Raw genomic sequence first — 18,434 nt, forward strand, 5'->3', positions numbered from 1 at the left:
GGGGCCCCGGCCGCACCAAGCAGCCGGGGCCCCGCGGTGCGTGCGGCTAACCCCGCTTGGCGACCGGCCGGACCGGCGGTGCCGAGGCGTCGATCGCGGCCAGCGAGCGCCGCACCTGGTTGCGGTCGGTGGTGTACCAGAAGTCCGGCATCGAGGAGCGGAAGAAGCCGCCGTACCGCGCGGTGGCCAGCCGCGGGTCGAGCACCGCCACCACCCCGCGGTCGTCGGCCGCGCGCACCAGCCGGCCGGCGCCCTGCGCCATCAGCAGCGCGGCGTGGGTGGCCGCCACCGCCATGAAGCCGTTGCCCCCCGCCTCCTCGACCGCCTTCTGCCGGGCGCTCATCAGCGGGTCGTCCGGCCGCGGGAACGGGATCCGGTCCATCACCACCAGCTGGCAGGCGGAGCCGGGCACGTCCACCCCCTGCCAGAGCGAGAGGGTGCCGAACAGACAGGTCGGCGCATCGCTCGCGAAGGCCCGGATCAGCTCGCCGAGGGTGTCCTCGCCCTGCAGCAGGATCGGCAGCTCCAGCCGCTCGCGTAGTTGCTCGGCCGCGGTCTGGGCGGCGCGCATCGAGGAGAACAGGCCGAGCGTGCGCCCGCCGGCCGCCTCGATCAGCTCGGCCAGCTCGTCGAGCATCTGCGGCCGCTCCGGCTCCCGGCCGGGCGGCGGCAGGTGCTTGGCGACGTAGAGGATGCCCTGCTTGGGGTAGGAGAACGGCGAGCCGACGTCCAGCCCGCGCCAGTACGGCGGCGCGTCCTCCCCGCCCGCGCGCTCCGGCTCGCCGCCGGTGCGCTGGTCCGGCAGCCGCCCCTCGGCGGGCAGGCCGACCGAGCCGGCCACCCCGGTGAAGTCCCCGCCCAGCTTGAGGGTGGCCGAGGTGAGCACCACCGACCGCTCCTGGTAGAGCTTCTCCCGCAGCAGCCCGGAGACGGTCATCGGCGCCACCCGCAGCGAGGCCGGGACCAGCCCGTAGCGGTCGTTGCGCTCGATCCAGACCACGTCGTAGGGCGACTCGGAGAGCAGCCGTTCGGTGGTGTCGTGCAACGTCTCGGCGGCGGCCATCGCCTGCTTGCGCACCGCGTCCTCGTCGGACAGGCCCTTGTCCCGGGTCTCGCCGAGCGAGGTGATCACCAGCCGGCTGGCGTCCCGGATCGCGGCGACCGCGTAGCCCAGGTACTCGGGCAGCTCGTCGACCTTGCCCGGCTGGGCGGTCTCCATCAGGCCGTGGTAGCTCTCGGCGGCGGCCTGCAGCGCGTCCACCGCCTTCTCGTTGGCCAGCTTGGCGGCCCGCTTCACCGCCCGGTTGACCGCGCCGACGGTCAGCTCGGCGGTGGCCGCCCCGGTCACCCGGTTCACCAGTTCGTGCGCCTCGTCGATGATCAGCAGCTCGTGCTCCGGCAGCACCGGCGCGCCCTCGATCGCGTCGATCGCCAGCAGCGCGTGGTTGGTGACCACCACGTCGGCCAGCTTGGCCCGCTCCCGGGCCTTCTCGGCGAAGCACTCCTGGCCGTAGGCGCAGCGGCTGGCGCCCAGGCACTCGCGGGAGCTGACGGAGAGTTGGGCCCAGGCCTTGTCGGAGACGCCCGGCGTCAGGTCGTCGCGGTCGCCGGTCTCGGTCTCGTCCGCCCAGTCGCGCAGCCGCAGCACGTCCTGGCCGAGCTTGCTGCTCGCGCCGCCGAGCACCTCGGCCGGGTCGAACAGGCCCTCGCCCTCGTCGCTCGGGGTGCCCTCGTTGGCCCGGTGCAGGCAGAGGTAGTTGGAGCGGCCCTTGAGCATCGCGAACAGTGGGCGGCGGCGCAGGATCGGGTGCAGCGCCTCCACGGTGCGCGGCAAGTCCCGCTCCACCAGCTGGCGTTGCAGCGCGAGCGTGGCGGTGGCCACCACCACGCGGTCGCCGTGGGCGAGCGCCGGGACCAGGTAGGCGAGGGACTTCCCGGTGCCGGTGCCGGCCTGCACGAGCAGGTGTTCGGCGCTGTCCACGGCCGCGGCGACGGCCTCGGCCATCTGGATCTGGCCGGGCCGCTCGACTCCGCCGACCGCGGTGACCGCGGCGTGCAGGAGCTCGGGGATGCGGCCGGTCGGCACGGGGCCACCCTCGGCGGGCAGCAGCTGGGGTGCGGAGTCGTTCGTCATGGCCCTTCCACCCTACGGGGCCGGACTGACAACGCCCTCGTGGGCGCCTTCCCCAGCGCCCTCGCGAGCGCCGTTCCGAGTGCCCTCGTATGCGCCGTTCCCGGCGCCCGCGCGCGGACCCGGCACGCCCACCCCGGGCCAGCCGGCGGCCAGCGGATTGGCCACCTGCCCGTGCACCGCGGCGTGCGGGCGGTGCGGCCGGTCCCGGTAACCGTCCAGCAGCAGCCGGTTGCGGTTCAGGCAGAGCCGGTCGATGGTCGGGGTGAGCAGGTCGAAGAGCGCGAAGCGGTCCGCCAGCTCCGGGAAGCGGGCCTGGTGGGCCAGCACCTCGGCCCGCAGCAGCCGCCAGAACTCGGTCTCCGGCAGCCCGAGCCGGTCCTCCAGCAGCGGGGCCAGGAAGCGGTAGACGCCGATGAACAGGCCCGCGTGCAGGAACTGGCACAGCCCCGCCGGGTCCTCGCGCAGCAGCACCCCGGCCACCGCGGGCGGCAGGCCGCGCAGCTCCGGCAGGTCCCGGTCGCTCAGGTTGACGTCGTCGACGAAGTCCTTGACCGCGAGCCGCACCGGCACGTCGCGCTCGTCGAAGAGCAGGATCGCGTTCTCCCCGTGCGGCGAGAAGACGGTCCCGTAGCGGTACAGGAAGTGCAGCAGCGGGGGCAGCATCACGGCGAACAGCCGGGCGGTCCAGTCCCGCACGTCCAGCCCGGAGCGGGCGACCAGCTCCTCGACCAGGGTCCGCCCGTCCGCCCCCGTCGCCAGCAGCGCGGCCAGGGTGCGCCCGCGCTCCCCGGGCTCCAGGTGCGCCCCCAGCGGCTCCCGCCAGATCGCGCCGAGCAGCTCCTTGTACTGGTAGGGCGCCTCCGGCAGCTGCGCGTAGTAGGGGTGCTCGACGGTGACCGAGGCGACCTCGCCCAGCAGCACCACCCGGCACTCGTCGCGCAGGAACGGGTCCTGGTCGCGCAGCCGGTGGATCCAGGCGGTGACGGCGGGCGCGGCCAGCGTGCGCTCGGTCGGCAGGCCGCGCCAGACCAGCGTGTTGAGCACCGACAGGGGCAGCTTGACGGTGTGCCGCAGCGGGGTGGTGGCGTTGAAGAAGGAACGGATCGACTGCTGTGGCAGCCGCAGGTCGCGGTCGGCGGGCAGCGGCACGATCCGGCCCTCGGCCACCCAGGGGGCGAACAGCGGCAGCACCGTCTCGTCCCACTGCCAGGGGTGGACCGGCAGCAGCAGGTAGGCGGCCGGGTCCAGGCCCTGTTCGGAGAGCCGGCGCCGGTAGTCGGCCAGCACCTCGGGGTCGAGCTCGGCGCGGTAGAGCGCCTCGGGGTCGGTGAGTGCGCCGGTGCCGCGGTACTCGGCCAGGTCGCGGTGGACGGCGAGCCAGCCGAGCGGCTGCAGGCTGCGCGCCTCCGGGGTCCAGACGGCGGCGTCCGCGGCCGAGAAACCGATCCGGCCCTTGTTGAGGACCAGCCACGGGTGGCCGCTCTGGTGGCCCTCCAGCGCGGGGTGGTCCAGGTCGGCCAGCTCGGCCGCGCTCAGCGCGCCGGCCGCCAGCCGGACGTCGGCCAGCAGGGTGGCGGTCAGCTCCCGGACCAGGTGACCGCTGGTGTCGCCGGCCAGGCCGAGTAACCGGCGGGCGGCCAGCACGAAGGCGAACGGGTCGTCGGTCTTGCGGTCGTCGGCCAGGATCGAGTCCGGGTCGACCTGCCAGCCGCCGTACGCGCCGCGCCGGGCGGCGAACCGGTACTCCGGCCCGTCCGGCAGCACCAGCCGCCAGCCGCCCGGTGCCGGCTCGGGGCGCAGCAGCTCCTCGTAGGCGAACTCGGCGAGCAGCTTGGCCAGCAGGGCGCGGCAGGCGGCGCGCCAGCGCGGCCCGGTCAGCGGGTCAGCGGCGGGCGGACGGGGCACGGTCCACTCCTCGGGGACGGTCGGGGGAGGCGGCGCCCTGGGCGGGCAGCGCGGCCGGGACTGCCGGGGCCGTCGGAACTACCGGGGCGAAGCTGGTCCACGCGGTCCGGGCGGGCAGGCGGTGCACCGTGCGGCCGGTGAGCGCGTTGAGGATCACCGCCGCGCGGTGCGCGCCGAGCCCGAGGTCCGGGGTGCCGACCCCGTGCGTGTGCAGCTCGGCGTTCTGCACGTAGAGGCCGCCGGTCAGCTCCGGGGCGGTGGCCACCCGGTGGTCCAGGTCGACCCGGAACCGGCCCTGCTCGTCCCAGTCGATCAGCTCGGCCAGCGGCTCCAGGGCCGGCGGCCGGGCCGCCCGGTAGCCGGTGGCCAGCACCACCGCGTCGGTGCGCAGCACCCGGTCGGCCCCGGAGTCGCGGTGCCGGCAGCGCAGTTCGAAGCCCCCGCAGGGGCCGGGCAGCGCCTCGACCACCTCGGTGCCGGGAGTGATCTCGGCCGCCACCGAGCCGATCGGGCGGCCGATGGTGCGCTCGTAGAGCAGGTCGTGGATCTCGGCCAGGGTCTCGGCGCTGGCCGCCTTGTGCAGCTGCCACTGCTCGGCCACCAGGCGGTCGCGGACCGGCGCGGGCAGCGCGTGGAAGTAGCGGGTGTAGTCGGGGGTGAAGTGCTCCAGCCCCAGCTTGGAGTACTCCATCGGGGCCAGCGCCCTGGTCCGGGTGAGCCAGCGCAGCCTGGTCCCGTCGCCCTCCCTGGTGCGCAGCAGGTCCAGGAAGACCTCGGCGCCGGACTGGCCGGAGCCGACCACGGTGATGTCCCGGGCGCCGGCCAGCGAACCGCGCCGCTCCAGGTACTGCCCGGAGTGGAAGACGGCCGGCTGCCCGGCGAGCGCGGCGAAGGCGACGGGGCGGGCCGGCTCGGTGCCGACCCCGAGCACCAGGTTGCGGGCGCGCACCCGGCGCTCCCCGCCGGTGCCCCGCAGCGTGGCGGTGAACGCGCCGTCGCTCCACCGCACCTCCCGCACCTCGGTGTCGAACTCGCAGCTGGCCAGGGACTCGGCGGCCCAGCGGCAGTAGTGGTCGTACTCGCGGCGGGGTAGCTGGAAGCGCTCGGCGAAGTAGAACGGGAAGAGCCGGTCGTGGGCGCGCAGGTAGTTGAGGAAGGACCAGGGGTTGGTGGGGTCGACCAGCGAGACCAGGTCGGCCAGGAAGGGCACCTGCATCCGCGCGCCGTCCACCAGCATCCCGGGGTGCCAGCTGAACTGCGGCCTGCGGTCGCAGAACAGCGCGCGCAGCCCCGGCTCCCGGTCGGCCAGCGCGGCCAGCGAGAGGTTGAACGGGCCGATGCCGATGCCCAGCAGATCCAGGTGCGCCGCCGTCCGGTCCGCCATCAGCTCTCCCTCTCCCGCAGCATCAGCGCCGCGCGCTTCTCCGGCAGCTCGAGTTCGCCGGCACGGCTGAACCCGGCCCGCTCGAAGGCCCGCAGCGACGGCGTGTTGCGCAGGTCGGGCTCGGCGACCACCCGCGGGCTGGTGCGCAGCAGGTGCTCCGCCATCGCCCGCAGCAGCAGGCTGCCCAGCCCCCGGCCGCGGCTCTCCGGCGGGCCGAGCAGCAGGTGCAGGCCGACGTCGCCGCTGCGGGCCGGGTAGTGGCGGGCCAGCCGGTCCTGCTCGACCCGGTAGACCTCCCAGTAGCTGACCGGGATCCCGTTCAGCACGCCGAGTTGGGGCACGCTGCGCCCGTCGCCGTCGAGCTGGGCGCGCACGTGCCGCTCGGTGCGCTCGGGCGGGCCGGCCAGTTCCCAGAAGGCGTCCACCACCGGATCGTTCATCCAGCCGGTGATCAGCGGCAGGTCCTCCGACCGGACCAGCCGCAACCGGAACTCCCCGACCGGGGTGGCCAGCGCGGTCATCCGCCCGCCACCGGGTTGGGCACCGTGACGTAGACGGACTGCGACTGCACCGGGCCGACCAGCTCGTCCAGCCCGTGCAGCCGGGTCAGCAGGTTGGCCTTGCAGCGCAGGGTGGGCGCCTGGAGCAGGTGCTCGGGCAGCGTGGACCCGGTGGCCCGGGCGGCCGGGCCGGCCAGGAAGCGGCGCAGCGCGGCGATCAGCACCCGCTCGTCGGCCAGTCGCTGCGCGCCGAACGCGCCGATCAGGCCGAGGACGTGGTTGATCCCCAGGTAGTAGGCGAAGCGCTCGTCGGCCACCTGGTCGTCGACGAAGGTGTCACTGGTCACGCCGAGCCCGGGCAGCCGCTCGCGCAGCCGCTCGGCGTGCCCGGCGCGGAAGTAGTAGCCCTGGTTGTCGCGGTAGCGCCCACCGCTGGGCCAGCCGTCGGCGTCCAACAGCACCAGGGTGTTCTGCTGGTGCGCCTCCAGCGCGATGCCGGCCCGCCCGTCCAGCCAGAGCACCGGGAGCACCACGGCCTCCAGGTAGCGCAGGAACCACTCGGCGGCCACCGTCGGCAGCGGGCGGCCGCTGCGCCGGGCCAGCGTGCGCAGCAGGTCGCCGAGCGCCGAGGGCACGGTGCGGGTCGGCTCGCCGAGCGGGCGCTCGGCGACCAGCGCGGCCACGCAGCCGACCCGGGTGGCGTCGGTGAACGGCTGCTGCCGCAGCACCGTGTCGAATCCGCCGGCCCGGGCGTGGTCGTGGCCCGGCAGGTCGACGCCGATCCAGGCGGGGTCGCGCACGATGTCGAACTCCGGGTGGGCGGCCCGCCACTCGGCGCCCAGCCCGGCGGCCAGCAGCCGGTGCACCTCGAGGCCCCGGTGCAGCTCCTTGCGCAGGTTCTCCCGGCGGGAGTTGGTGATCCGCAGCCCGAGCGAGAGCTTGAGCATCCACGGGGTGCCGGGGCGGAAGACGGTGCGCACCGAGGAGGTGGGGTACCACGGCTCGCCGTGCCGGCCCAGGTCGTGCAGCGCACCGGCGGCCAGCAGCTCGGCGATCTGCGGGCGGCACTGCAACTCCTGGGCCTGCCAGGGGTGCAGCGGCAGCGCGGCGGTGTTCGGCGGCAGCAGCCCGGGGGCGCCGAGCAGCTGCGCGGTGAGCTGTTCGGCGCTGGTCGCCAGGGCGGAGTCGGCGGCCAGCAGGTCGCGGTCGACCGCGAACCAGTGCAGGGCGAAGCGGCCGCGCAGCTCCGGGGAGTAGGCGGCGCTCTGGGCCGGGCCGAGGCCGTCGCGGCTCTTCGGGTCGGGCTGCAGCGGGTGGCCGAGCAGCAGGGCCTGCTCGGCGCGCAGGAAGCCGGAGTCGGGCTCGGGGCCCTGCTGGGTGCGCCGGTGGCGGAGCACGTCGGCGGTGCGGCGCACCGAGTCGGCCACCCGGCCCACCAGGTCGGCCAGTTGGGCGGGCGCCGGGGCGGCGCCGGCCTCACGGGCCAGCAACGCGGCGGCGGTCACCGCGTCGACCGGCGCCCCTGGCTCCGCCGGGCCGGGAGCCAGCGTCGCCGGGCCGAACCGGTGCCAGCCGCACGGCGACCAGTGGCGCACCTCGGCGAGCAGCCGGGCCGCCCCCGCCAGCACCGGGATCCGCAGCCGCCCGTCGGCGTCCGGCCCGGCCCCGGTCTCCCGGCACCAGCAGCGCAGCAGCGCCTCGACGGCCGCCTGCTCGGCCGCCACCGCGGGGTCCTCGTGCAGCAGCGGGTCGGTGTCGGCCGGCTGGTCGGGCTGCCGCGGGACGGTGGCCGGCGCTCCGGTCAGGGCGGTGCTCAAGGCGGCTCCTCGGTGCGGTGGGGCGGGCACCCCGGGCCGGGTCCGCAGCCCGACGGGGTTCATCCACTCGGTCCAACGAGCGGGCCGCCCGGGAATCACGGGCCCGCGGCCACCGGTTCGCTGGCCGGAGCCGCGCGCGCCGCCACAGCCGGGGCCGCCTTCCGCGGTGACCGCCCGGTGCGTCCACCTCACCAGGTGCAACCGGGGGCCGGCCGCCGGCGTCCGGACCCCATGGCAGACTCGTCAGCTGCCCGCCGGCGGCGCAGGGGCACCGCGGAACTCCGCACGACCTTTCCAGCGCGAACCTCCATGGGGGAACTGAACCGATGTCACCAGTGAAGACCGGCCTGCACCGACGCACCGCGGCAGCGGGCGCGGTGGCGCTCACCCTGTTCGGAGTCGCCGCCTGCGGATCGAGCGGCAGCGGCGACCGGACGCAGTCGGCCCCGGTGCCGTCCGCGGTGCCGAGTTCGGCCGCGCCCAGCCCGTCGAGCCCGATCAACCTGCCGAGCTCGCTGGGCCTGCCGAGCCTGGGCGACCTGAAGAAGTGGAAGTTCTCGGACTGGGACACCTGGGCCAAGCAGCACGCCATCCCGCAGGCGGTGAAGGGCTTCTGGAACCTGCAGAAGATGCTCCAGGCCAAGCCCACCGACCCGGTCGCCCCGCCGCAGCAGCCCACCGACGGCAGCACCGACCCGCTGCCCGCGCCGATCCCGGCCCAGGCCATCGCCCACCCCTACAAGCAGAACGCGGTGGACGGCAAGCTCTTCTTCGACGTCGCCCCGGGCCAGCACGCGGTCTGCTCGGCCACCGTGATCTCCGACCCGCAGCACCCGGGCAAGAGCAACCTGATCTGGACCGCCGGCCACTGCCTGACCACCGGCAAGAGCGGCCAGCAGTACAGCAACATCGTCTTCGTACCGGCCTTCAACTCCTCCGGCGCGGTCAGCGGCGGCAAGCAGCCCACCGACGCGAGCCAGTTCGCACCGTTCGGCATCTGGGACGCCACCACGGCGATCTCCTCGCCGCAGTGGTACGCCGAGGGCAGCGAGGAGGGCGGCCCGGCCAGCCAGTACGACTTCGGCATCCTCAAGGTGGAGAACCAGGACGGCGGCGGCAAGTCGCTGGAGGAGACCGTCGGCGGCTCGGTGCCGGTCTGGTTCAACGCCCCGCGCGACCAGCTGACCGCGGTCACCGCGATCGGCTTCCCGTCCGCGACGCCGTACGACGGCATGGAGATGGAGAGCTGCGCGGGCGGCAAGCCGACCCGGCTCGCCTTCGACACCTCGCGCCCGGCGATGAACGTGATCGGCTGCACGATGACCCCGGGCTCCAGCGGCGGCGGTTGGTTCGCGATGCGCGACGGCAAGCCCGCACTGGTGAGCAACACCTCGATCGGCCCGGCCCAGAGCGGTTGGCTGGCCGGCCCCTACCTGGACGACGTGGCGCAGAGCGCGCTGGCCTACATCAGCAAGAAGGACTGATGGCCGCCTCCGTCGCCGCCGCCCGGTCGGCTGCCGGGCGGCGGGTCTTCGCGGCCGTGCTGGCGGCCGGACTGGCGCTGACCGCGGGCTGCGCCTCGAGCGGCGGCCACAGCGGCGGCGGGCTGGGCGACCTGGGCAACCTGCGCCACTGGGGTGCCGCCGACTGGTCGCACTGGGCGCAGCAGCACCTGCTGCACAACGCGGTCGCACAGGACCTCTGGTCCCCGGACGCGATGCGGTCCGCCGCGGCGCCGGCCCCGACCGCGCCGCCGGCCCCGGCGACGGCCGGTCCGTCCACCCCGGCCACGACGGCAACCGCTTCCGCCACTGCCTCGACCGCTACCGCCACCGCCACCGCCACCGCCGCGACGGCCTCCCCCGACGCCACCGGGGACCCGAGCGACCCGCCGCCCGCCGCCGTCCCGGCCGTCGCCGAGCCGCACCCCTACCCGGCGGGCCTCGCGGTCTTCGGCAAGATCTTCGCCAAGAGCCCGCGCGGCATGTACGTCTGCTCCGGCACCGTGGTCAGCGACCCGCAGCACCCGGGCAGGAGCAACCTGGTGTGGACCGCCGGCCACTGCCTGCACGGCGGCAAGGGCGGCGACTGGTACCAGAACATCGCCTTCGTCCCGGACTACAACGCCGCCGGCGCCGCCGGTGACGGCCGGCAGACCACGCTGGCCCAGGTGGCCCCGCTCGGCCGCTGGTGGGCGAACTCCGCCCTGGTGGCGCCGCAGTGGATGGCCGAGGGCAACGACACGGCGGGCGGGGCGGTGAGCCAGTACGACTCCGGGATCATCCGGGTGGCCGATCCGGACCTGCCCGGCAAGTCGCTGGAGGAGGAGGTCGGCGGCTCGGTCCCGATCTGGTTCGACGCCCCGCGCGACCGGCTGACCGCGGTCACCGCCTACGGCTACCCCGCCGTGCACCCGTTCGACGGGCAGCAGCTGGAGCGCTGCGACGGCGGCCACCCGGCCCGGCTCTCCTACGACCCGACCCGGCCCACCATGCTGGCCATCGGCTGCACCATGACCGCCGGCTCCAGCGGCGGCGGCTGGCTGGCGACCGGGTCGGACGGCAAGCCGGCACTGGTCAGCAACACCTCGATCGGCCCCAACCCGGCCGCCTGGCTGGCGGGGCCGGCGCTGGCGGAGCAGGCGCAGCAGATGTTCACCACGATGACCCGGCTCCCGTGACGCGCGAACGGCCCCGGGAGACTCTCCCGGGGCCGTTCACCTGCTGCTCGGATCAGCTACGCCCGACTCTGCTGCGCCTGGCTCGGCGCTGCCCGACTCAGCGCTGCACGGCGACCGCGTAGCGCTCCAGCTCGGCGGCCAGCTCGGCCGCCACCTTGGCCCGCAGCAGCGTGCCCTCGCCGGTGTGCTCGGTCTCCAGCAGCTCGCCCTCGGCGTGCACCCGGGAGACCAGGTCGCCCCGGGTGTACGGGACCAGCGCGTGCACCTCGACCGCCGGACGCGGCAGCTCCTGGTCGATCAGCTGGAGCAGTTCCTCGATGCCGTGACCGGAGCGGGCCGAGACCACGATCGCGTGCGGCTCGCGGCGCAGCAGCCGCTGCAGCACGTGCGGGTCGGCGGCGTCGGCCTTGTTGATCACCACGATCTCCGGCACGTGCTGCGCCTCGACCGAGACGATCACCTCGCGGACCGCCGCCAGCTGGGTCTCCGGCTCGGGGTGCGAGCCGTCCACCACGTGCAGGATCAGGTCGGCGTCGGCGACCTCCTCCATGGTCGAGCGGAAGGCCTCGACCAGGTGGTGCGGCAGGTGCCGGACGAAGCCGACGGTGTCGGCCAGCGTGTAGAGCCGCCCGCCGGGGGTGGTGGCCCGGCGGACCGTCGGGTCCAGGGTGGCGAAGAGCGCGTTCTCCACCAGCACCCCGGCGCCGGTGAGCCGGTTGAGCAACGAGGACTTGCCGGCGTTGGTGTAGCCGGCGATCGCCACCGAGGGCACCTGGTGGCGCTTGCGCTCCTGGCGCTTGGTGTCCCGGCCCTTCTTCATGTCGGCGATCTCCTTGCGGAGCTTCGCCATCTTCTCGCGGATCCGGCGCCGGTCGGTCTCGATCTTGGTCTCACCGGGACCACGGGTGGCCATCCCGCCGCCCGAGGAGCCGGAGCCACCGCCACCCATCTGCCGGGACAGCGACTGACCCCAGCCGCGCAGCCGCGGCAGCATGTACTGCATCTGCGCCAGCGAGACCTGCGCCTTGCCCTCCCGGGACTTGGCGTGCTGGGCGAAGATGTCCAGGATCAGCGCGGTGCGGTCGACCACCTTGACCTTCACCACGTCCTCGAGGTGGATCAGCTGGCCGGGGGTCAGCTCACCGTCGCAGACCACGGTGTCGGCGCCGGTGGCGGCGACGATGTCGCGCAGCTCCTGGGCCTTGCCGGAGCCAATGTAGGTGGCGGCGTCCGGCTTGTCACGGCGCTGGATCACGCCGTCGAGCACCTCGGAGCCGGCGGTCTCGGCCAGCGCGGCGAGCTCGGCGAGCGAGTTCTCCGCCTCCTCGACGGTGCCGTCGGTCCAGACGCCGACCAGCACCACGCGCTCCAAGCGCAGCTGGCGGTACTCGACCTCGGTGACGTCCTCGAGCTCGGTGGAGAGGCCGGCGACGCGGCGCAGCGCGGCGCGCTCGCTGCGGTCGTACTGCTCGCCGTCGTACCGGTCGAAGCCCTCGTCGAACGCCGCGAGGTCCTCGTCCATCAGGGCTTCGGCCCGGAGGTCAGCGGGCCGGCGGGCGCTGCGGCCGGCGGACTCGCTGGAAATGTCGCGGTCTTCGAACGTGGAGGTCATCGTGTCCTTAGGGTCTCGACGGAGTACGGGCTAGGGTTCCTCGGGCTGCCCGTCCACCGCTCCTAACGCGGCGGGGCGGTCCCGCATTCCCTTCGATGGTCGCACGGGCCCGGGGGCCGGGTCACCCGCATTTGTGCCGGAACGGGCGTGCGGCCGCAGCCGGGGCGGCCGCGGGGCCTCCAGACCGGGGCGGCGGACATCGTAGACCCCGGAGACCCGCAGCATCGCCCGCATCACCACCGGCAGGGTCGCCGCGCCCGGCAGCTCCACGGTGTAGGTGTGCCGGACCCGCAGTTCCTGGGGCGGCTCGACCACCGCGGCCACGATGTCCAGGCCGGTGGCCGACATCGCGGCGGTGAGGTCGGCCAGCAGTCCGGGCCGGTTCAGCGCCTCGGCCTGCAGGGTCACCCGGAACGGTGCGGGCGCGCCGGCCTCCGGCGCCCAGTCCAGCTGCACCGGGCCGCGGCCGGCGCCGCGCATCTGCTCGCCGGTGGGGCAGTCGGTGCGGTGCACGGCGATCGAGCCGCCGCGGATCTGGAAGCCGGTCACCCGGTCCGGCGGCACCGGGGTGCAGCAGCGGGCCAGCCGGACGGTGGCGCCGGGGTGGCCGGGGGCGATCACCAGCCGGCCGTGCCAGGCCGCGGGCCGCCCGCCCTGACCGGCGGGCCCCGCGGGACCGGCCGGGCGGTGCGGGGCGGGCCCGGTCGGCGCGGCGGCGGGCGGGACCGGGTCCGGGTGGCCCACCAGCCAGCGCTCGATGGCCAGCCGGGCCACCGGGGTGAGCGTGTACTCCAGCCACTGGCGGCTCGGCCCGGAGGGCTCGGGGCCGCCGGGGCCGCCCGGCTCGGTCAGGATGCCGACCACGTCGCCGTCCGCGAGCTCGGTGGCCAGCGCCACCAGGCGCCCGTTCACCCGGGCGCCGATACATCGGTGGCCCATCTCCTCGCCGAGCTGGTAGGCGGCGTCCACGCAGCTGGCGCCGGCCGGCAGCACCAGGGTGGCGCCGTCCTCGGTGACCGCGGTGATCTCCCGGTCGCCGGAGAGGTCGGCGGTCAGGGTGGACCAGAAGGCGTCCGGGTCGGGGGTCTCCTGCTGCCACTCCAGCAGCCGGCTGAGCCAGCCGGGGCGGGCCGGGTCGGTGCCGTCGAGCTCGTCGCGGCCGGGCTGCTCGGCGCCGGCCTGCCACGGATTGCCGAGCGCGACCACGCCGAACTCGGCGATCCGGTGCATCCGCGGGGTGCGGACCAGCACCTCGACCACGGTGCCGTCCACCGACACCGCGGTGTGCAGCGACTGGTAGAGGTTGAACTTGGGAGCCGCCACGTAGTCCTTGAACTCGCCCGGCAACGGGGTCCAGCAGGTGTGCAACTCGCCGAGGACCGCGTAGCAGTCGGCGTTCTCCTCCACCACCACCAGCAGGTGCGCCAGGTCGGCCGGGTGCGGGCGGACGACCTGGCCGCCGTCGTCCTGGGTGCGCCGGAGCATCGCCCGGTGCACCGAGACGCAGTGCCGCGGCCGGACGGTCACCTCGGCCGGCACCCCCGCCTCGGCCAGCTGGCGGCGCAGCGCGGCGGCGAACGGGTCGAGCAGCGCGTGCTGCGCGGCCTCCTGGGCGGCGATCAGGGCTCTGGTGCGGGCGTGCTCCTCGGGGTGCAGGGTGGCGAAGACAATGTCCTCCAGCTCGGTCTTCACCACCTGGATGCCGAGGCGTTCGGCCAGCGGGATGAGCACGTCCCGGGTGACCTTGGCGATCCGGACCTGGCTGGCGGGCTTCATGTGCCGGATGGTCCGCATGTTGTGCAGGCGGTCGGCCAGCTTGATCACCATGACCCGCAGGTCGTCCCCGGTCGCGACGAGCATCTTGCGGAACGTTTCCGCCTCTGCCGCCGCGCCAAAGTCGACCTTCTCCAGCTTGGTGACGCCGTCCACCAGATAGGCGACCTCGGGGCCGTAGGCGGCGGCCACCTGGTCGAGCGTCACCTCGGTGTCCTCGACGGTGTCGTGCAGCAGCGAGGCGACCAGGGTGGTGGTCTCGGCGCCGAGCTGGGCCAGGATCATGGTGACCGCGAGCGGGTGGGTGATGTAGGGCTCGCCGCTCTTGCGCTTCTGGCCGCGGTGGCTGGCCTCGGCGGTCCGGTAGGCGCGGCCGAGCAGGGCGAGGTCGGCCTGCGGGTGGTGGCGGCGGTGGGCCTGCACGATCGGCTCGATCGCGTCCGGGACCAAAGGGCGGCCGGTGGCCAGCAGCGCGGCCCGGCCGGCCCGGCCGAGCGCGGCCCGGCCGAGCAGCCGCCGTCCGGGCGACGGCGGTTCGGGTGACGGCGGCGCGGCCGGTGGCGCTCCGGCGGGCGCCGGGGGGGCTGACGGGGTGTCGGGCGACGGGAACGCGGATGCCGGCGACGCGGCGACTGACAGCCCCTCGGACGGGCGGGGGCCGGTTGACGGAGCCTCAGATGTCCCAGGTGAGGGGGCCTGGCCGGTAGGCCGGCCGGTCTCGACGGTCATGGCAACCTCCGGCAGCGAGCACCGGAGCGGCGACTGCCCCGGTGGTCCATGCTACCGAGCTCAACACGTTCCGCGGTGCCCTGCTTCCGCTCTGTCAGCCAGATCACTCGAACGGGCGGATTCACCGCCCTGCGGAACGGGGAAAGGGCGCCGCCCCGCTGACCGAACGTCAGCCTGTCGGGCGCGGCGCCCCGGGTACCCCACCGCTCAGCTGCCGGCGGCGAGCCAGTCCTGGTCGACCACGCCCTCGGCCACGATCACCGCGGGGCCGGTCATCTCCACCCGTCCGTCCGGGTGCTCGGTGATCACCAGTCGCCCGCCGGGCACGTCCACCCGGAAGGTGACCGCCGCACCGGTGACCGCCGGGTCGATGCCGGCCCGCCGGGCCGCGGCCACCGCCACCGCGCAGGTGCCGGTGCCGCAGGAGCGGGTCTCGCCCGAGCCGCGCTCGTGCACCCGCATCGCGACGTGGCGTTCGCCGCGGTCCACCACGAACTCGACGTTGACGCCCTCCGGGTAGGCCCCGGCCGGGGTGACCTCGGGCGCGGTGTAGAGGTTGCCGGCCTCGGCGAGGTCGGCGACGAAGGCCACGGCGTGCGGGTTGCCCATGTTGACGTTGCGGGCCGGCCAGCGCCGCTCGCCCACCGCCACCTCGATGCCGTCCGGTCCGGGCAGCAGCGCCCGGCCCATGTCCACGGTCACCTCGCCCGGCGTGCCGTCGGGGCCGTCCGGGGCGATCCGCACCCGCCGCACCCCGGCCCGGGTGGCCACCGCCAGCTCCCCCGGCTCGACCAGCCCGGCGTGCACCAGGTAACGCGCGAAGACCCGCACGCCGTTGCCGCACATCTCGGCGATGCTGCCGTCGGAGTTGCGGTAGTCCATGAACCACTCGGCCGCCGCGGCCTGGCCGACCGCTTCCGGGTCGTGCGCGGAGCGGACCACCCGCAGCAGGCCGTCGCCGCCGATCCCGGCCCGGCGGTCGCAGAGCCGGGCCACCTCGGCCGGGCCGAGCTGCAGCAGGCCGTCCGGGTCGGGGAGGATGACGAAGTCGTTCTCGGTGCCGTGGCCCTTGAGGAAGGGCAGGCCCTTGGGGGTGCGTGCGCTCACCCTGCGATGGTACTGACCGTCGCCGATCCGCCGCGCAGCCGTTCGACCCGTGGTCGGCCGACCGGTGGTCAGCCGCGCAGCTGCACCACGCGCCAGACCGCCAGCGCGAAGGCGGCGCAGGCGACCAGGGTGTAGCCGGCGATGGCCTGCCAGGCGGCGCGGCGCCCGGAGCCGCGGCGGGGCAGGCCCGGCCAGGCGTAGCCGGCGTGCCGGGCGGCCATCCCGCCCCAGCCGACCGAGGCGGCGGTGAGCAGCAGGCCGAGCATGGCGACCATGGAGCCGCCGTCACCGGAGCCGAAGGCGAGCGGGAAGGCGAACATCAGCGAGCCGACCACACCGATCAGCACGATCGGCAGCAGCTGCCACCAGCGCAGTCGGCGGCGCGGCCGGATCTCGCGTTCGAGCACCGCCAGGTCGGCCGGCGGGCCGAGCGGGGCGTCCGGGTCGGCGGCCAGCAGCAGTTCCTCGGTGGAGGGCAGCTCGGGCGGCGGCAGCAGATCGGCGGACGGCACGGTGAACTCCTCCTCGGCCAGATCGGTGACCGCGCCGCGGCCGCGGGTGGCGACCGGCACCGCCTCCGGCTCGTCGAGGCCGTGCGCGGCCCCGGGCAGGCCCAGGGCACGGTGCGGGAACTGCTCGGTTTCGGGGCCGGGACCCGTGGACACGCGGCCTCCCCTGACAGTTCGACACGAGTAGCGGACTCGCGAACGGATGGGTCCGGCCCGCGCGACCGGTCCCTTTCTCGATAATGGCATGTCCCAGCACGCTCACAGCGCGTAACCCGGGTCACCGGGTGATCCGTGGCCAGGACGTGATCCGGCCGTGATCCCGGCTTCCTCCTGCACCTGCACGTGCGAGAGCAGGTGCACCGGCGGATGGCCGGATCCGGCGGGAGCGGCGGCCGGAATCCGTCCTCAGTCGGTCCCGTGGGCCGCGCCGTCGATCAGCTCCAGTGATCGTTCCAGCAGGTCGGCCGGGTCCGCGCCGGCCGGCCGGTCCAGCCAGTGGATCCGCGCGTCCCGGCGGAACCAGGATTCCTGGCGGCGCGCGAACCGCTTGGTGGCGCGCACCGTCTCGAGCCGCGCCTCGTCCTCGGTGCACTCGCCCGCGAAGTGCGCCAGCACCTGTTGGTAACCGAGGGCCCGCCCCGCGGTCAGCCCCTCGCGCAACCCGTGCGCCTCCAGCGCCCGCACCTCGTCCAACAGACCCGCCTGCCACATCCGGTCCACCCGCAGGGTGATCCGCTCGTCCAGCTCCGGGCGGGGCACCGCCACCCCGATCTGCACCGCCGGGTAGACCGCGGTGTTCCCCGGCAGGTTGGCGGTGAAGGGCCGACCGGTCAGCCGGATCACCTCCAGCGCCCGCACGATCCGCCGTCCGTTGCTGGGCAGGATGGCCGTCGCCGCGGCCGGGTCCAGCGCGGCCAGCCGCGCGTGCAGCACCGCGGGACCGTGCTCGGCCAGCTCCGCCTCCAACTGGGCCCGCACCGCCGGGTCGGTCCCGGGGAACTCCATCTCGTCGATCGCCGCCCGCACGTACAGCCCGGAGCCGCCGACCAGCACCGCCGGCCGGCCGGCCGCCAGCAGCCGGTCGATCTCCGCCCGGGCCAGCCGCTGGTACTCGGCGACACTGGCCGTCTCGGTGACCTCCCAGACGTCCATCAGGTGGTGCGGGATGCCGCCGCGCTCGGCCTCGGTGAGCTTGGCGGTGCCGATGTCCATGCCCCGGTAGAGCTGCATCGAGTCGGTGTTGATCACTTCGCCGCCGAGCGCGCGGGCCAGCGCGACGGCCAGGTCCGACTTGCCGGCCGCGGTCGCACCGACCACGGAGACGACCGGGACCACCGGGGAGGGGGAGGGAGAGCTGCTCACACCGTCAAGTCTCGCAAAGCCCCGGTACCCCCTCGAACGGGGGACGTGACCGGCCACCGGCCCACTCGTTCCCCGGATGGGCGGCACCCTGCACCGGCTCGCTGCAGAACCGGCCCCGGGTCAGCCGCAGACCGCGTAGCTTGGGAGAAGATATGGGTGTTTTCAGCTGGTTCCGTCGCAAGGCGGTCGAGGCACCGGCGGCCGCGGACGGCGGTTCGGTCGCCGTCCTCACTCCGCAGGAGCAGGCGGAGTCGCCGGCCGACGCCGGCGGCGCGCAGGCCGTGCCCGGCGTGCCGGCCGCCCGCACGGCGCCGGAGGCCGAGCCGACCGTCGTGGCCGAGGCCCCGGCGGACGGGACCGCGGCGGCCGCCGGCACGGCGGTCGAGGCGGGCCCGGTGCTCACACCGGACGTCGCCGAACTGCTGGCCGCGGCCCTGGCCGCGGCCGCGCAGAGCGTGGAGCCGGCCGAGGACGCCCTTCAGCAGCGCCGACCCGAGCGGCCTGACACAGGAGACGAAGCCATGGGCCTGATGGACAACATCAAGGAGAAGGCCGAGGAGCTCAAGGAGAAGGCCAGCCAGCTGGCCGGCGAGCACCACGAACAGATCGACGACCTGGTCGACAAGGCCGGCGGCGCGATCGACAAGGTCACGAAGGGGAAGTACTCCGAGAAGATCGCCTCCGGGACCGAGAAGGCCAAGGGCGCGGTGGACGGGTTCGCGGAGAAGGGCCACCCCGAGGAGGCCGCCGAGGCGGACCAGGGCGAGGCGGAGCAGGGCGAGCACCCGGCGGAACCGCAGGGCTGAGGCGCGACGCAGCGGGGGGGGGGGGGGGGGGGGGGTTGGGCCGCCTCTCGTTTTTTTTTTCTTTTTTTTTGTTTTTTTTTTTTTTTTTTTTTTTTTTTTTTTTTTTTTTTTTTTAC

The 18,434-nt window shown here is 74.7% G+C and carries 13 protein-coding genes; 3 read left to right on the forward strand and 10 right to left on the reverse strand.

Going from position 1 to position 18,434, the window contains the following annotated elements; all coding sequences use genetic code 11:
- Positions 1 to 46: 46 nt before the first annotated feature.
- The 5 genes from ACQRUO_RS23465 to ACQRUO_RS23485 are packed head-to-tail and all read right to left on the reverse strand — an operon-like array spanning position 47 to position 7,803.
- Complete coding sequence (locus ACQRUO_RS23465) at positions 47 to 2,134, reverse strand: ATP-dependent DNA helicase (protein ID WP_428318002.1); 2,088 nt, start codon at positions 2,132 to 2,134, stop codon at positions 47 to 49.
- 12 nt (positions 2,135 to 2,146) lie between these two features.
- Positions 2,147 to 4,039: an IucA/IucC family protein gene (locus ACQRUO_RS23470; RefSeq protein ID WP_428318003.1), complete on the reverse strand. Its 1,893-nt coding sequence runs from the start codon at positions 4,037 to 4,039 to the stop codon at positions 2,147 to 2,149.
- Entirely contained in the window at positions 4,017 to 5,423 is a 1,407-nt protein-coding gene (locus ACQRUO_RS23475) for a lysine N(6)-hydroxylase/L-ornithine N(5)-oxygenase family protein (protein WP_428318004.1), read from the reverse strand. The genes ACQRUO_RS23470 and ACQRUO_RS23475 overlap by 23 nt, the downstream gene beginning before the upstream one ends.
- Complete coding sequence (locus ACQRUO_RS23480) at positions 5,423 to 6,049, reverse strand: GNAT family N-acetyltransferase (protein ID WP_428318020.1); 627 nt, start codon at positions 6,047 to 6,049, stop codon at positions 5,423 to 5,425. Before ACQRUO_RS23480 ends, ACQRUO_RS23475 begins: the two co-directional genes overlap by 1 nt.
- On the reverse strand, positions 5,941 to 7,803 hold the full coding sequence (locus ACQRUO_RS23485) for an IucA/IucC family protein (protein WP_428318005.1): 1,863 nt from the start codon (positions 7,801 to 7,803) through the stop codon (positions 5,941 to 5,943). The genes ACQRUO_RS23480 and ACQRUO_RS23485 overlap by 109 nt, the downstream gene beginning before the upstream one ends.
- Positions 7,804 to 8,066: 263 nt before the next feature.
- Here ACQRUO_RS23485 and ACQRUO_RS23490 point away from each other — a divergent pair, with 263 nt between their 5' ends.
- On the forward strand, positions 8,067 to 9,224 hold the full coding sequence (locus tag ACQRUO_RS23490) for a trypsin-like serine peptidase (RefSeq protein ID WP_428318006.1): 1,158 nt from the start codon (positions 8,067 to 8,069) through the stop codon (positions 9,222 to 9,224).
- Complete coding sequence (locus ACQRUO_RS23495) at positions 9,224 to 10,420, forward strand: trypsin-like serine peptidase (protein ID WP_428318007.1); 1,197 nt, start codon at positions 9,224 to 9,226, stop codon at positions 10,418 to 10,420. Before ACQRUO_RS23490 ends, ACQRUO_RS23495 begins: the two co-directional genes overlap by 1 nt.
- A gap of 97 nt (positions 10,421 to 10,517) precedes the next feature.
- On the opposite strand, the gene hflX is transcribed toward ACQRUO_RS23495, so the two are convergent.
- The 5 genes from hflX to miaA form a co-directional block, all read right to left on the reverse strand.
- A complete protein-coding gene (hflX, locus tag ACQRUO_RS23500; RefSeq protein WP_428318008.1) occupies positions 10,518 to 12,032 on the reverse strand; it encodes a GTPase HflX in 1,515 nt (504 codons plus the stop codon).
- A gap of 30 nt (positions 12,033 to 12,062) precedes the next feature.
- Entirely contained in the window at positions 12,063 to 14,318 is a 2,256-nt protein-coding gene (locus tag ACQRUO_RS23505; RefSeq protein ID WP_428318021.1) for a RelA/SpoT family protein, read from the reverse strand.
- A 423-nt stretch (positions 14,319 to 14,741) separates the two neighbouring features.
- Positions 14,742 to 15,641 carry a diaminopimelate epimerase gene (gene dapF, locus ACQRUO_RS23510; protein ID WP_428318009.1) on the reverse strand — a complete coding sequence of 300 codons (900 nt, stop codon included), beginning with the start codon at positions 15,639 to 15,641 and terminating at the stop codon, positions 14,742 to 14,744.
- A gap of 68 nt (positions 15,642 to 15,709) precedes the next feature.
- Positions 15,710 to 16,306: a hypothetical protein gene (locus ACQRUO_RS23515; protein ID WP_428318010.1), complete on the reverse strand. Its 597-nt coding sequence runs from the start codon at positions 16,304 to 16,306 to the stop codon at positions 15,710 to 15,712.
- Between the two features lie 249 nt (positions 16,307 to 16,555).
- The gene (miaA, locus tag ACQRUO_RS23520; protein WP_428318011.1) at positions 16,556 to 17,512 is read right to left on the reverse strand and encodes a tRNA (adenosine(37)-N6)-dimethylallyltransferase MiaA; all 957 of its coding nucleotides are present in this window, start codon (positions 17,510 to 17,512) and stop codon (positions 16,556 to 16,558) included.
- A 152-nt stretch (positions 17,513 to 17,664) separates the two neighbouring features.
- Between miaA and ACQRUO_RS23525 the strand changes: the two genes are divergently transcribed.
- The gene (locus tag ACQRUO_RS23525) at positions 17,665 to 18,318 is read left to right on the forward strand and encodes an antitoxin (protein ID WP_428318012.1); all 654 of its coding nucleotides are present in this window, start codon (positions 17,665 to 17,667) and stop codon (positions 18,316 to 18,318) included.
- Positions 18,319 to 18,434 lie beyond the last annotated feature (116 nt).

Origin of the sequence: Kitasatospora sp. LaBMicrA B282, from assembly GCF_050325825.1 — a bacterium.
GTDB lineage: Bacteria > Actinomycetota > Actinomycetes > Streptomycetales > Streptomycetaceae > Kitasatospora.